The sequence below is a fragment of the Streptomyces sp. NBC_00569 genome, assembly GCF_036345255.1.
Lineage (GTDB): Bacteria > Actinomycetota > Actinomycetes > Streptomycetales > Streptomycetaceae > Streptomyces.
This window is the reverse complement of the sequence record NZ_CP107783.1, coordinates 5320884-5334387: the sequence shown is the minus strand read 5'-3', so window position 1 is coordinate 5334387 and position 13504 is coordinate 5320884. Positions and strand designations below refer to the sequence as shown.

The 13504-nt window shown below is 71.5% G+C and carries 12 protein-coding genes and 2 tRNA genes; 3 read left to right on the top strand and 11 right to left on the bottom strand.

Annotated elements, in window-relative coordinates; genetic code table 11:
* Nucleotides 1–12: 12 nt before the first annotated feature.
* On the bottom strand, nt 13–1521 hold the full coding sequence (locus OHO83_RS23990) for an MFS transporter (RefSeq protein WP_266672182.1): 1509 nt from the start codon (nt 1519–1521) through the stop codon (nt 13–15).
* A 138-nt stretch (nt 1522–1659) separates the two neighbouring features.
* Here OHO83_RS23990 and OHO83_RS23985 point away from each other — a divergent pair, with 138 nt between their 5' ends.
* A complete protein-coding gene (locus OHO83_RS23985; protein ID WP_266672184.1) occupies nt 1660–2514 on the top strand; it encodes an endonuclease/exonuclease/phosphatase family protein in 855 nt (284 codons plus the stop codon).
* A gap of 7 nt (nt 2515–2521) precedes the next feature.
* Here OHO83_RS23985 and OHO83_RS23980 read toward each other — a convergent pair whose 3' ends face one another.
* The 7 genes from OHO83_RS23980 to OHO83_RS23950 all read right to left on the bottom strand — a co-directional run bounded on the left by OHO83_RS23980 (nt 2522) and on the right by OHO83_RS23950 (nt 10893).
* Nucleotides 2522–4774, bottom strand: a complete 2253-nt coding sequence (locus OHO83_RS23980) for an ArnT family glycosyltransferase (RefSeq protein ID WP_266672186.1) — start codon at nt 4772–4774, stop codon at nt 2522–2524.
* Nucleotides 4771–6108, bottom strand: coding sequence for a bifunctional glycosyltransferase family 2/GtrA family protein (locus OHO83_RS23975; RefSeq protein WP_266672188.1), 1338 nt, complete (start codon nt 6106–6108; stop codon nt 4771–4773). Before OHO83_RS23975 ends, OHO83_RS23980 begins: the two co-directional genes overlap by 4 nt.
* A gap of 26 nt (nt 6109–6134) precedes the next feature.
* Complete coding sequence (locus tag OHO83_RS23970) at nt 6135–7616, bottom strand: sensor histidine kinase (RefSeq protein ID WP_266672190.1); 1482 nt, start codon at nt 7614–7616, stop codon at nt 6135–6137.
* The gene (locus OHO83_RS23965) at nt 7613–8362 is read right to left on the bottom strand and encodes a response regulator transcription factor (protein ID WP_227295892.1); all 750 of its coding nucleotides are present in this window, start codon (nt 8360–8362) and stop codon (nt 7613–7615) included. Before OHO83_RS23965 ends, OHO83_RS23970 begins: the two co-directional genes overlap by 4 nt.
* Before the next feature lie 89 nt (nt 8363–8451).
* Nucleotides 8452–9405: an amidohydrolase family protein gene (locus tag OHO83_RS23960; protein ID WP_389568058.1), complete on the bottom strand. Its 954-nt coding sequence runs from the start codon at nt 9403–9405 to the stop codon at nt 8452–8454.
* Complete coding sequence (locus tag OHO83_RS23955) at nt 9359–9682, bottom strand: antibiotic biosynthesis monooxygenase family protein (RefSeq protein ID WP_266672193.1); 324 nt, start codon at nt 9680–9682, stop codon at nt 9359–9361. Before OHO83_RS23955 ends, OHO83_RS23960 begins: the two co-directional genes overlap by 47 nt.
* 203 nt (nt 9683–9885) lie before the next feature.
* Nucleotides 9886–10893: a DUF2797 domain-containing protein gene (locus OHO83_RS23950; protein WP_266672195.1), complete on the bottom strand. Its 1008-nt coding sequence runs from the start codon at nt 10891–10893 to the stop codon at nt 9886–9888.
* 310 nt (nt 10894–11203) lie between these two features.
* Here OHO83_RS23950 and OHO83_RS23945 point away from each other — a divergent pair, with 310 nt between their 5' ends.
* Entirely contained in the window at nt 11204–12067 is an 864-nt protein-coding gene (locus OHO83_RS23945; protein WP_266672197.1) for a GNAT family N-acetyltransferase, read from the top strand.
* A gap of 157 nt (nt 12068–12224) precedes the next feature.
* On the opposite strand, the gene OHO83_RS23940 is transcribed toward OHO83_RS23945, so the two are convergent.
* The 3 genes from OHO83_RS23940 to OHO83_RS23930 all read right to left on the bottom strand — a co-directional run bounded on the left by OHO83_RS23940 (nt 12225) and on the right by OHO83_RS23930 (nt 12803).
* Nucleotides 12225–12356, bottom strand: coding sequence for a hypothetical protein (locus OHO83_RS23940; RefSeq protein ID WP_266672199.1), 132 nt, complete (start codon nt 12354–12356; stop codon nt 12225–12227).
* 97 nt (nt 12357–12453) lie between these two features.
* Nucleotides 12454–12526 (bottom strand) — tRNA-Arg (locus tag OHO83_RS23935).
* A gap of 186 nt (nt 12527–12712) precedes the next feature.
* Nucleotides 12713–12803, bottom strand: a tRNA-Ser gene (locus tag OHO83_RS23930).
* Nucleotides 12804–13046: 243 nt separating this feature from the next.
* On the opposite strand from OHO83_RS23930, the gene OHO83_RS23925 reads away from it, so the two are divergent.
* Complete coding sequence (locus tag OHO83_RS23925; protein ID WP_266676469.1) at nt 13047–13493, top strand: SSI family serine proteinase inhibitor; 447 nt, start codon at nt 13047–13049, stop codon at nt 13491–13493.
* The last annotated feature ends 11 nt before the right edge of the window (nt 13494–13504 follow it).

Genomic DNA, 13504 nt, shown 5'->3' with positions numbered 1-13504 from the left:
TGCTAAGTGCAGCTACGCCGCGGCCTTCACCGCTGAGTCTGCCCGCTCCGCCCTCCTGAGCAACGCCGCGGCGAGGAGGCCGCCCACGAGCACGGCGACCGCGCCGACCAGCTGGCTGGTCTCCAGGCCCGAGGAGAACGCGTCGGCGATCCGCTCCCGCTCCGCCCCCGACTTCGCCGCGGCGAGCGCCGCCGGGAGCGAGGCCGCGGAGACGGATACGAGCGCGGCGAACCGGGAGTTCAGCACGGCACCGAGGACGGCCACACCGAGACCGTTGCCGAACTCGGCGAGCGTGCCGTTGACTCCGGCACCGACGCCCGCCTTCTCCGGCGGGATCGCGCTCATGATGGCGTTCGCCATGGCGGGCATGGCGACGGAGATGCCCGCGCCCATCACGACGAGGCCGAGCAGCATGCCCCCGTACGAGTCCCCGCCGAGCAGCGCGATCGCGGCGAGGCCGGCCGCGAGGCACGACATGCCGGTGGCGATGGTCGCGGGAGTGCCGAGCTTCGGCAGGATGCGCGCGCCGACGCCGGTGAGGTTGAGGACGACGACCGTCAGGGCCATGGGCGCCGTGCGCAGACCGGCCTCCAGGGCTCCGTAGCCGAGCACGAACTGGAGGTGCTGGGTGAGCAGGAAGAGCGAGCCGCCCATGCCGAAGGCGACCAGGATCGCGCCGGCGACGGCCCCGGTGAACTGCTGGTTGCGGAAGAAGTGCATGTCCAGCATCGGGTACGGGATCCGCAGCTCCCACACGACGAACGCGGCCAGGACCACGAGGCCGACCAGCGCGGAGAAGCCGACGTGCGCGGACGTCCAGCCGTGCTGCGGGCCCGAGATGATCGCGTAGACCACGCCCGTCATACCGACCGTGGACAGGAGCGCGCCGACCAGGTCGGGCCGGTCGCCGAGCCGGTTCTTGGACTCGGGGACGAGTGCGAGGACCGCGATCAGGCCGATCACCGCGACCGGGATGTTGACCAGGAAGATCGCGCCCCACCAGAAGTGGTCGAGCATGACGCCGCCGATGAGCGGGCCCGCGGCGAAGCCGAGAGAGTTCACGGTGGCCCACAGACCGATCGCCCTGACGCGCTCCGTGTCGTCGAAGATCTGTACGACGACGGCGAGCGTGGTGGTCATCAGGAGCGCGCCGCCGACACCCATGCCGGCACGCGCGGCGATCAACTGTCCGGTGGACTGGGCGAGTCCGGCGACCAGCGATCCGGCGCCGAACAGGACGAGCCCGGCCGCGAGCATCTTCTTGCGTCCGTAGCGGTCGGCCGAGCTGCCCGCGGTGAGCAGGAGACCCGACTGGACCAGCGAGTACGCGTTGATCATCCACTGGATGTCGGAGGTCGAGGCGTCCAGCTCCCGGGTGAGGGAGGGGATCGCCACGTTCAGGACGGTGTTGTCGAGCAGCACGGTGAGCTGGGCGAGGCAGATGACGCCGAGGATCAGCCAGCGCTGCGGATGGCCGCCGCCGGTGGCGGCCGTTGAGTTCTCGGCGGTCGTCGCCGTCATGTCCGGATCCCCTTGTACGGTGTATGTCGAGTGACGTCGTACACCGTATAGCCGCCCCCGTGCGGCGGCCAAGTCACTTTTCGGCGCCGGACACCCGCTAGCGTTCTCCCGCCTGAAAACTGACGAGTGAGGGGTCGGATGTCCATGCACCGCCGCACACCGCAAGTTCTGCTCGCCGCCGCACTGTTGGGGGGACTCGCCGCCGCGCCGCAGGCGCAGGCCGCCGGGGGACCACCGCCCGTCCCGCTGCGCATCGCCACGTACAACATCCACGCCGGTTCCGGCATGGACAACGTCTTCGATCTCGACCGCCAGGAGGCGGCGCTGCGCGCCCTGCACGCCGACGTCATCGGGCTCCAGGAGGTCGACGTCCACTGGGACGCGCGCAGCCAGAACCGGGATCTCGCCGAAGAGCTGGCGGACCGGCTCGGGATGCATGTGTCGTTCGCGCCGATCTACAGCCTCGACCCGGCCGAGGAGGGAGCGCCGCGCCGCGAGTACGGGGTGGCGATCCTGTCCCGGTATCCGGTCCGCAACGCCGTGAACCACGAGATCACCCGCCTGTCGACGCAGGACCCGAACCCGGTCCCGGCGCCCGCCCCCGGCTTCGGGGAGGTCGAGCTGAAGGTGCGCGGAGTGCCGGTCCAGGTCTTCGTGACGCACCTCGACTACCGGCCCGACCCGTCCGTACGGGCCGCGCAGGTCGCCGACACCCGCAGGATCATGGCCGGGGAACGTACGTCGCCCAAGGACCGCCAGATCCTGCTCGGCGACTTCAACGCGGAGCCGGGTGCCCCCGAACTCGCCCCGCTGTGGAAGGAGCTGACACCGGCCGACCCGGGGGCGTACACCTTCCCGGCGGCGGATCCGGTCAAGCGGATCGACTACGTCGCGGTGGGCGGGGGCGTCCGGGTACGCGACGCGGCGGTGGCCGAGACTCTCGCCTCGGACCACCGCCCGGTTGTCGCCGATCTGTCGCTGGACAGGAGTTAGAGCAGACCTAGGACTTCGGCTGTGTCAGGTCGTAGAAGGTCGCGCTGCCCACGGTGACCTTCGTGTAGTTCTTCTCGACCCAGGACTGGATCTTGGAGGCGGAGCCGCTGCCGCCGCCCATCCCGCCCATGCCGCCACCGATGAAGTAGTGGATCTTCCCGTCCTCGACGTAGCTCTTGAACTGGGCGAGCGTCGGGGACGGGTCACTTCCGTTGAAGCCGCCGATCGCCATGACGGGCTTGCCGGTGGAGAGCTGGTAGCTCGCCGCGTTCTGCGAGCCGATGGCCGCGGCGGCCCAGGTGTAGTCGTCCGCGTTCTTCTCGACGAGCGCCTTGGCCTTCGCGCTGACCTGGGCGCCGTTGAGGAGCCCGCCCATTCCACCGCCGCCCGCGCCACCGCGTTCACCCATGCCGGCGCCGCCGGGCATCGTGCCGGTGCCGCCCTGCTGCTTGCCGTTGCCTGTGCCCTGGTTCTGGCCCTGGCCCTGGCCCTGGCCCTGGCCCTGGCCGGGCATGCCGCCCGTCGGGGGCTGGCCCATGCCGCCACCCTGCCCGGCCTGGCCGGGCTGCTGCCCCTGGCCGGCCTGCTGACCCTGCTGCCCCTGACCGGCCTGCTGACCCTGCTGGCCCTGGCCCGGCGGCTGCATCCCGCCGCCGAACATGCCGCCTTCACCGCCACCGGGGCCGCCGCCCCGGCCGCCCATCATGCTCGCCCCCGCAGGACCGGCCGTCACGATCGACCCGCTGTGCCCGGTGTCGAGGGTGCTGATGGTGTACGCGGTCGGCCCGGCCAGCGCGGCCACAAGGCCCACCCCGGCGGCGCCGAGCGCCAGTTGACGGTTCAGCCGGCCCGCGACGGCGATGCCGAGGCCCGCCGCGACGCCGCCCACGAGGATCACCCAGCGCAGCCACGGCACGTAGTCGGGCGTCCGGTTCAGCAGGACGTACGACCACACGGCCGTCACCGCCACCGTGACGCCGAGCGCGGCGGACGCCGTGAGCCTGGCCCGCTCCTCCCACAGCACGCTCGCGCCCATGCCGACGAGCGCGGCGGCATAGGGGGCGAGGGCCACCGTGTAGTACTGGTGGAAGATCCCGGCCATGAAGCTGAAGACGACCATGGTCATCACCAGCGAGCCGCCCCACGCGAGGAACGCGGCGCGTGCCGTGTCGGTGCGCCGCGCCTTCCAGGTGACGACGACACCGGCGACGAGCAGCAGCAGCGCGGCGGGCAGGAGCCAGGAGATCTGGCTGCCGATCTCGGAGTTGAACATCCGGTCGATGCCGGTCTCGCCCCACTGGCTGCCGCCACCGCCCATGCCGCCACCGCCGCCGCCGACGCTGCCGGTCTCGTCGCCGTTGATCCGGCCGAGCCCGTTGTAGCCGAAGGTCAGCTCGAGGAACGAGTTGTTCTGGGAGCCGCCGATGTAGGGGCGCGAGGACGCGGGCCACAGCTCCACGACCGCCACCCACCAGCCGCCCGCGACGACCATCGCGAGCCCGGACAGCAGCAGCTGTCCGATCCGCTTGAGCGGCCTGCCCGGCGCGAACACCGCGTACAGCACGGCCAGCGGCGGCAGGATCAGGAACGCCTGGAGGGTCTTCGCGAGGAACGCGAGGCCGACGGCGACGCCCGCCCACACCAGCCACTTCGTCCGGCCGTTCTCCATGCCGCGCAGGACGCAGTAGACCGTGACGGTCATCAGGAGCGCCAGCAGGGCGTCCGGGTTGTTGAAGCGGAACATCAGGGCGGCGACGGGCGTGAGCGCGAACGCCGCCACGGTGAGCAGCCCGGCCGCCGCGCTGAACCGGCGCCGCACGGCCGCGTACAGGACACCCGCCGTCGCCACGCCCATCAGGACCTGCGGGACGAGGATCGCCCAGGAGCTGAGGCCGAAGATCCGCACCGAGAGCGCCATCGGCCACAGCGACGCCGGGGGCTTGTCGACGGTGATGGCGTTCGCCGAGTCGAGCGACCCGAAGAACATCGCCTTCCAGCTCTGGCTCCCGGCCTGCACGGCCGCGGAGTAGAAGGAGTTGGCGTAACCGGAGGCGCTCAGGTTCCACAGGTAGGCGAGCGCCACGACGAGCAGCAGACCGAGGAACGCGGGGCGCGCCCAGCGCGGATCGTCGGACCGGCCGCGCCAGACCCGGGTGAGCGGGGGCTGCTTCGGGCGGCCGTGTCCCTGGCCCGCAGCGGCCGGTGCGGCCGGGGGCGGTGGCAGCGCGGGTGCGTCGGCGGGGAGGTGGGGCAGGGTCATCGTCCGGTCCTCAGTTCGTGGTCGTACACAGGTCGGGAGGCGTGCGGCGCGCCGGATACCGGCGGCGACGCAGGGGCGGGCGGCTCGGGGAACACCCAGGCGCGGAAGAGCAGGAAGCGCAGCACCGTCGCCGCGAGGTTGGCGGCGACGAGCACCGCGAGTTCCGTGGAGTGCGCCGGGTCCGCGGAGGCGGCGCCGAGCGCGGCGAGCGAGCCGCTGGTCAGGGCGAGCCCGATCGCGAACACGACGAGGCCCTGCGCCTGATGGCGGACGGCCCGGTCACGGCCGCGGACGCCGAAGGTGAGGCGCCGGTTGGCGGCCGTGTTGGCGACAGCCGACACGAGCAGGGCCAGCGCGTTGGCGACCTGCGACCCCGTGAACGTACGGAATCCGGAGTAGAGCAGCAGATAGACGAGGGTCGACAGGACGCCGACGACACAGAAGCCGACCAGCTGGCGGGCCAGTCCCCTGGGCACGCCGGGTACCTGGCGGTCGCGCGGGTCGTCGCCGAAGGGGCGGGCGAGCCGGTCGAGGGGGAGCGCGCCGACCGCGAGCGCCCGGCCCACGCGCCACACGCCCTTGAGGTCGTCGGTGGCCGTCTTCACGATGTGCACCGTCGAGTCCGGGTCGTCGACCCAGTCGACCGGCACCTCGTGGATACGCAGCCCGGCCCGCTCGGCCAGGACGAGCATCTCGGTGTCGAAGAACCAGCCGCTGTCCTCGACGAGCGGCAGCAGGACCCGCGCCACATCGCGCCGGATCGCCTTGAAGCCGCACTGGGCGTCGGAGAAGCGGGCCTGGAGGGAGCCCCGCAGGATCAGGTTGTAGGCGCGGGAGATGAACTCGCGCTTCGGCCCGCGCACGACACGTGAACTGCGCGCGAGACGCGAGCCGATCGCCAGGTCCGAGTGGCCCGAGATGAGCGGGGCGACCAGCGGGAGCAGCGCGTTGAGGTCGGTGGACAGGTCGACGTCCATGTAGGCGAGGACGGGCGCGTCGGACGCGGACCAGACGGTGCGCAGGGCGCGCCCTCGGCCCTTCTGCTCCAGGCGGGCGTGCCGGACCTCGGGGAGCGCGGCCGCCAGGGCGGCGGCGACGTCCGGGGTCGCGTCCGTGGACGCGTTGTCCGCGATCGTGATGCGGAAGCGGTAGGGGAAGGTCCCGACGAGGTGCTGATGCAGCCTGCGCACACAGGGACCGAGGTCCCGCTCCTCGTTGTAGACCGGGATCACTACGTCCAGAACCGGTGCATCGCCCACGCCGGCCGGGAGGTGCTCCCGTGCAGGCAGCACCCCCAGGGAGGGGTCGGTGCCCGGAGAAGAGTCGGTTCGCATGACACCGACATTCGCCAACTGCCCTGTCAGACCTGTGTGGTGAGACTGTGGCCCGCCTGTGAGTGCGTGACGGGTTCGGCACACGCCGGCAGATGGACGGTGAACACGGTCCGGCCGGGCACGCTGTCGACCGTCACCGCGCCGCCGTGCGCGGCCGCGACCGCCTGCACGATGGCGAGGCCGAGACCGGTCGAGCCGTGGGCCCGGGAGCGGGAGGTGTCGCCTCGCGCGAACCGCTCGAAGACGTGCGGGAGCAGCTCGGGCGGTATGCCGGGGCCGTTGTCCTGGACGTCCAGGCAGACCCACGGCCCGTGCCGGTGCACGCGCGCGGTCACGGTGGTGCCCGGCGGCGTGTGCGTACGGGCGTTGGCCAGGAGATTCACGAGCACCTGGTGGATGCGCGGCCCGTCGGCGAGCACGAGAGCGGGGTCGTCCGGCAGTTCGAGCCGCCACGCGTGGTCCTGGCCGGCCGCGCGGGCATCGCTCAGCGCGTCCACGACCAGCGGCGACAGGTCGGTCGCCTCGTACGACAGGGGGCGGCCGGAGTCGAGTCGCGCGAGCAGCAGCAGATCTTCGACGAGCCCGGTCATGCGGTGGGCCTCGGACTCGATACGGCCGAGCGCGTGCCGGGTGTCGGGCCCGGTCTCCTCACGGCCGCGCCGGGTGAGCTCGGCGTAGCCGCGGATCGAGGCGAGGGGGGTACGCAGCTCGTGGCTGGCGTCCGCGACGAACTGACGCACGCGCGTCTCGCTCTGCTGACGGGCCTCCAGCGCTCCGTTCACATGGTCGAGCATGCGGTTGAGGGCGGCGCCGACCTGGCCGACCTCGGTGCGCGGGTCGGCCTCGGTGTCGGGGACCCGTTCGTGGAGGGCCACTTCGCCACTGTGCAGGGGGAGTTCGGAGACGCGGGTCGCGGTGGACGCGACGCGGCGCAGGGGCCGCAGGGCCACGCCGACCATGGCGGCGCCGGCGAGCGACGCGGCGACGAGACCGGCCGCGGTGACGCTGATCTCCACGACGATGAGGGTGCTGAGCGTGTCCTGCACCTCGGTCTCGGGCAGGCCGACCACGGTGTTTCCGCCCGGCTTCGAGGAGATCCGGTAGTCGCCGAGCCCGGGCACGCTGACGCTGTGCGTCTCCCCGTCCTGCGGCACGTTCTCCAGCGCGGTGATCTGCGCGCCCGTCAGCGGGACGATCGGGTTGTCCCGGTCGGCGACACTCTTCGCGGCCTCGGTGACGCTTCCGTCGGACTCGACGAGTGCGCCGATGGTGCCCGGCCTGCTCGGACCGCCGAGAAAGTTCAGGTTCTGCGCCTGTCGCTCCGGACCGGGACCGCCCGTCGACTGGACGACGGCGCCGCGCACCTGCTTGTCGAGCTGGTCGTACAGATAGGTGTGCAGCGCGATCGTGGTCACCGTCCCGATGACCGCGCACACCAGGGCGATCAGCGCGACAGCCGTGATGACGAGCCGCTTGCGCAGGCTGCGCGGCTGCCGCCGCCCGCTCATGAAGCGACGGGCACAGCGGGCTTGATGAGATATCCGGCGCCGCGCCGCGTGTGGATCATCGGCTCGCGCCCGGCGTCGATCTTCCGGCGCAGGTACGAGATGTACAGCTCCACGACGTTGGCCTGGCCGCCGAAGTCGTAGCTCCAGACGCGGTCCAGTATCTGCGCCTTGCTCAGGACCCGGCGCGGGTTGCGCATCAGATAGCGAAGCAGCTCGAACTCGGTGGCGGTCAGATGGATGCCGTCCCCGCCTCGCGACACCTCGTGACTGTCCTCGTCGAGCGTCAGGTCACCCACGACGAGCACGGACTCGCTGCGCCGGTCGGTCGCTCCCGAGCGGCGGATGAGCCCGCGCAGCCGGGCGACGACCTCCTCCAGGCTGAACGGCTTGGTCACATAGTCGTCGCCGCCGGCCGTGAGCCCGGCGATCCGGTCCTCGACGGCGTCCTTCGCGGTCAGGAAGAGCACCGGCACATCCTGGTGCTCGCGCCGCAGCCGGCCGAGCACGGACAGGCCGTCCATGTCGGGCAGCATCATGTCGAGCACGATGGCGTCGGGCCGGAACTCGCGCGCGGTCTGCACCGCGCCCATCCCGTCCGCGGCGCTGCGGATCTGCCAGCCCTCGTAGCGCAGGGCCATGGAGAGCAGCTCGGTGATCGACTGTTCGTCGTCCACGACGAGGACCCGGACGGGGCTCCCGTCCGGCCTCAGCAGTTCGGTACGCCCCTGGGGCGAGGTCGCGGTCATGTTCCACACCTTGCGCGCCCGCTCTGAGAACCGGCTTTCGGCAACCTGTGAATTCCCTGAGAAACGCACAGCGGGCGCTCAGGGAGGCGTCAGCCCGAGGGAGCAAGGCCGAACAGCCGTGCCCCGTTCCCGTGGCACACGGCCCGCAGCCACTCCTCCCCGAGGCCGAGCCGCTCCAGGGCCTCCAGCTGGTGGACATAGGGGTACGGAATGTTGGGGAAGTCGGTGCCGAGCAGGATCCGGTCACCGAGATCGGCGAGCCGGGCCAGCTCGCCGCGGGGGAACGCGGCAAATCGTTCACTGAAATCGGTGAACGCCATCGTCGTGTCGAGGCGCACCTCCTCGTACCGCTCGGCCAGGTCGAGGAAGTCCGTGTACTCGGGCATCCCCATGTGGGCCACGATCACCGGGAGCCGCGGATGCCGGGCGAGCAGCCGGGCGACCGGCTCGGGCCCGGTGTGCTTGCCGGGCGCGGGTCCCGAGCCGCAGTGCATGACCACGGGGACACGGGCGTCGGCGAGCATTCCCCACACGGGGTCGAGCAGTGCGTCGTTCGGGTCGTAGGCCCCGACCTGCACATGCGCCTTGAAGACGCGCGTGCCCGCCTCGACGGCCTCGCGCACGTACCGGTCGACGCCCGGCTCGGGGAAGAACGTCGACGTGTGCAGACAGCCGGGGGTCCGGCGCGCGAAGTCGACGGCCCACCCGTTGAGCCACTCGGCCATGCCGGCCTTGTGCGGATAGAGCATGGACGTGAAAGCCCGCACCTCGAACTCCCGGAGCCGCGCGAGCCGTTGCTCCTCTTCCTCCCGGTACGCGATGGGCCAGGCCATCCCGGTCAGTGGCCCCGCGGCGTCGAAGTACTCCCACACCTTCTTCAGGACCCGCTCGGGCATGAAGTGCGTGTGCACGTCGACGATCCCGGCCAGGCCGTGCCGCTCCCGGAACCGGGCGACCCGCTCCGCCTCGCCGCCGCCCGTCGCGCCGCTCTCCGCGTTACTCTCCGCGCTCAAATCCGTGACTCCGTTCGACCTTGGCGACATGGAGCGAGTAGCTCTCGTACCACTCGGCGCGGCCGCGCCGCTGGGCCTCCCGGTGCTCCCTGTTCCCGGCCCACTCCTTGAGCCCTTCCTCGTGCCGGAAGTAGGCGACGGTGATCCTCAGCCCGCTCTCGGAGGCCGCGAAGTCCTCCCCCAGGAACCCTGGTATCTCGCTGACCAGCTCCGACATCCGCTCGGCGGTCGCTCCGTATCCGTTGTCCCCCGGCGTGCGCACCGAGGTGAACACGGCGGCGTAGTAAGGCGGTTCGAAGACGGGCACGGGCCGGACAGTACGGGCAGGACCGGCGCCGCTCTCCGGCCCGACAGGCGCTACTCCGTGATCACTCATGTCCCTCACGATGCGGCCCGGCGACGGACGGTGTCCACCCCCATTGCCCTACGGGAAGCGAGACTTGACCATTCGGTCGACGAAGCCTGCCGCCCTCTCCCCGCCCGGCGGGAGGACGGGCCGGCCGATGCCGCTCAGAACAGCCCACCCTGCAGCGCGGACGCCTCTTTCACCGGTTTCACCGGCACGGAGGACACCACGTCCGCCGCCGCTCTCTCCGCCTTCCCCAACGCCTCCAGCTGCCACCCGCCGAGCAGCCGGGTGTCGACCACGAGCCGCCGCGCTTCCGCAAGCTCTCGGCTTCGCTCGATCGGGGGAGGCCCCGTTCGCTCCACGAGATGCAGATCCGGCCCCGCGGCGGCGACCAGCGTTCCGATGACCACCCCGCCCTCGACCAGCTCGCTCACGACGACCCCCACGCCCCCGAGCCGCCCGGCCCCTACCCCGCCCTCTGTCCCGGCCCCCGTCCCGCTTCCCGTCCCTGTTCCGCCCTCGATCCCGAAGATCTCCGCGTGGTCGACCACCTCGCACGGAAGCCGCTCCAGCGACTCGGGCCACCCGGCGAGCGCGACGGCCGTGGCATGCGCCGTCACCAGCTCCGCGGCCCGCTCACCGGCCGGGGGCAGCGCCGCCCGTACGGCCCGCTTCTGCGCGTACGGAATCCGGTCCGGAACGCCGAGCGCGCTGCGCAGCAACTCCTCCGTCCGCCGTGCCGCCATGAGCGGCCCGCGCCCCAACCACGTGAACGCGACGGCCCCTTGTTCGAGCAGCCGGGCGGAACCGCGCCCGACCCCGGTGATCCCCACCTTCACCATCCCGCTCCCGAACCAGGCGAGATACACGTGGTACGGCCTCGGGTCGCCCGCCATCGTGTCCGCGGCGACGGAGTGCGCCCGGTCGATCCCGGCGCACTCGGCACACTGGGCGCGCGTCCCCCGCCCGGACAGCACCGCACCCGCCGGACACGGCGTACGCCGCCCGGACCGCCACACCCCGAGACATCTGCGCCCGCCCACGGCCCGGAAAGCCAGCACGTCCCCGAAGGCGAGGGGACTCTCGCACTCCCCCTTCCCCTCCCCGTACCACCCCAGGGCGGGGCCGCCCCCGACCCGCCACCGCACCCCGGTGCACCACCACGTCATGTCCAGGACGCTACTCCCGGGCACTGACATCGCCGGGGCTGCGGGACGTTCCTGCTGTTCGGGTTCGGGGCCGTGATCAGGGGTGGGGACCGTGGCAGCGCTCGGCTTCCTCTTCATCGCGTTGCCGTGCCTCGCGATCGCCGCCTTCACGGGCTTCGCCGCCTGCCGGGCCCAGCCGCCACAGGGCGTTCAAGGCCCTCGCCGCCGCGCTCCTGACCGCCGGCCTGACCTGCGCACTGGTACCGATCGGCATCATCGTCTGGTTCCTGACGCTCTAGCCGGAGCGGGAGCACATCGGAAACGATGAAGCATGCGACCGGATGACTGGCACCTCACCGAAGACGTCGACGCCTTCCTCGCCCGAGCCGGGGACTTCCTGCGTTCCCGCCCCGCTCTGCACACCACGCCGCTGACGACGACCGAGAAACTGCGAACGCTCGGCGCGGAGGCGTACAGGGCCGATGCCCCCGTCTTCGGCTCCCTGGAGCGAGCGGGCGAGGTCCGCGCCGTCTTCTACCGCCGCACCCGGCACGGTCCCCTGAGCCTCACCCCCGTCACCCCCGCGGACGCCGACGCCCTCGCGGCCCGTCTGGCCGGCCTCGGCCTCGTCCTGCCCGTCGTGAGCGCGGCCCACGACACCGCCACCGCCTTCGCCGAGTCCTGGCAGCGGCACACGGGCGCGACGCCGACACTCAGCACACGGATCCGTCTGTACCGCCTCGGCACGCTCACCGCACCGGAGCCGGTACCGGCGGGCCGGGGACGACGCGTGGGCGAACAGGACCGCGAGCAACTCTTCCGCTGGCACCGTGAGTTCGCCGCCGACGTAGGGGAAGACGTCACCATCGACGCCGACACCTGGGCCGACACCCGCTTCGGCGACAAGCACTACACGTTCTGGGAGACCCCGGACGGCACCCCTGTCTCCATGGCGGGCATGACCTCGCCGGTCGGCGGCATGGTCCGGGTGGACCCCGTCTACACCCCGGCCCACCTCCGCGGTCGCGGCTACGCGGGCGCGGTGACGGTCGAGGTGAGCCGAGCCGCCCTGGCCGCGGGCGCCAAGGAGGTCGCGCTCTACGCAGACCCGGCCAACTCCACCAGCAACGCCCTCTACCGACGAATCGGCTACGTCCCCCTCACCGAATGGGCCGTGTACGACTTCGCACACTGACGGCGGCACAGCCGACGTCAGGCACACCGTCACGACGGGAAGAGTTCCGTCGCTGTGCTTGTCGCTACCGCTTTCGAGGTCACTACGGCTTTCGAGCCCGCCGCGTCTCGCCCCAGTGCCCCCGCAGCCCTCACGGCCGTGGTGGCAACTGCGGCGCTCACGCGGAGCCGATCCAGCCCATCGGCCTGTCGTGCATGACCATGGTCCCGAACCGGAGAAAGAACGTGAGCAGCACCCAGGACGCCGCCCAGTCCTCGACCGCCTGCCTGTCGGGGCGCCGGATCCTCACGCGCCGCAGGCCAAGGGGTCGCCAAGTCGGATGGCCAGACCTCGTCATCGCATAACGCAAGAGGCCCCCGGATCTCTCCGGGGGCCTCTCATCTGTGTGCACTCGGCAGGATTCGAACCTGCAACCTTCTGATCCGTAGTCAGATGCTCTATCCGTTAAGCTACGAGTGCTTGTTCTGTTTTTGTCTCGGTCCCGGCCCCTTCGGCCCGTTCCCGGCGACAGGAAGAACATTACATGACTGCCGCCGTCATGTGAAATCCGTTCGCCGCACCCCTTGTGAGCTGGGCAAACACCGCCTTGTGGGTCTGAAACGCCGAAGCCCCGGTCCATCAGGACCGGGGCTTCGGATCTTGGAGCGGAGGCGGAGGGATTTGAACCCTCGATGGGCTTTAAGGCCCAAACCGCATTAGCAGTGCGGCGCCATAGACCGGACTAGGCGACGCCTCCAGCACGACCCCCCGCGCGAGCGCGAGTGGTGCGTCCAGATGATGACACAGCATCGCGCGGTGTCACCAATCGGCCCCCACGGTACTAGGCGTCCAGGCTGGAGACAAAGCACTTCTGTTCGTCCTCGTGTTCCCCGGCCCACCGCAACATCGCGGGCCGCCCGGCGTTAGACGCGGTGGAACCGCTCGGGACGGTGCGGTTCCCCGGTCTTCTCTTCACCACTCATTCGTGGAGCCCCTCATGTTGCTGCGCCGCATCGCCCTCACCGCCGCATCCGCCGCCGCTCTCTGCGCGGTCCCCGCCGCCGCCCATGCCGACACGGGGCCGCTCGGCCTCCCCCAGTTGTTCGCCGGGCCCGCCGCCCAGGACCAGCTACGGGTCTACGTCACCGGCACGGGTGACGGAAGGGACGGGACGTACGAGCTGGAGTGCGGGCCCTCGGGCGGTACCCATCCGGAACCCGCGAACGCGTGCGCGCGGCTCGACGAGCTGTCGGCGAACGGCCACGACCCGTTCGCGCCGCTCTCGTCGGACGCCCGGTGCACGATGCAGTACGGAGGCCCCGCGACGGCCCGCGTCACCGGAACGTGGCACGGCCGGCCCGTCGACGCGACCTACAAGAGGACCAACGGCTGTGAGATCTCGCGATGGCAGGGGCTCGTTCCCGTGCTGCCCGCGACCGGTCGGTGAACGAGGGCGGG

What these genes read in the sequence shown, in the direction of transcription:
- OHO83_RS23965 (WP_227295892.1), bottom strand. Translation starts at nt 8,362, where the DNA reads ATGACCGCGACCTCGCCCCAGGGGCGTACCGAACTGCTGAGGCCGGAC.
- OHO83_RS23985 (WP_266672184.1), top strand. Translation starts at nt 1,660, where the DNA reads ATGTCCATGCACCGCCGCACACCGCAAGTTCTGCTCGCCGCCGCACTG.
- OHO83_RS23980 (WP_266672186.1), bottom strand. Translation starts at nt 4,774, where the DNA reads ATGACCCTGCCCCACCTCCCCGCCGACGCACCCGCGCTGCCACCGCCC.
- OHO83_RS23960 (WP_389568058.1), bottom strand. Translation starts at nt 9,405, where the DNA reads ATGTCGCCAAGGTCGAACGGAGTCACGGATTTGAGCGCGGAGAGTAAC.
- OHO83_RS23990 (WP_266672182.1), bottom strand. Translation starts at nt 1,521, where the DNA reads ATGACGGCGACGACCGCCGAGAACTCAACGGCCGCCACCGGCGGCGGC.
- OHO83_RS23970 (WP_266672190.1), bottom strand. Translation starts at nt 7,616, where the DNA reads ATGAGCGGGCGGCGGCAGCCGCGCAGCCTGCGCAAGCGGCTCGTCATC.
- OHO83_RS23975 (WP_266672188.1), bottom strand. Translation starts at nt 6,108, where the DNA reads ATGCGAACCGACTCTTCTCCGGGCACCGACCCCTCCCTGGGGGTGCTG.
- OHO83_RS23950 (WP_266672195.1), bottom strand. Translation starts at nt 10,893, where the DNA reads ATGACGTGGTGGTGCACCGGGGTGCGGTGGCGGGTCGGGGGCGGCCCC.
- OHO83_RS23945 (WP_266672197.1), top strand. Translation starts at nt 11,204, where the DNA reads ATGCGACCGGATGACTGGCACCTCACCGAAGACGTCGACGCCTTCCTC.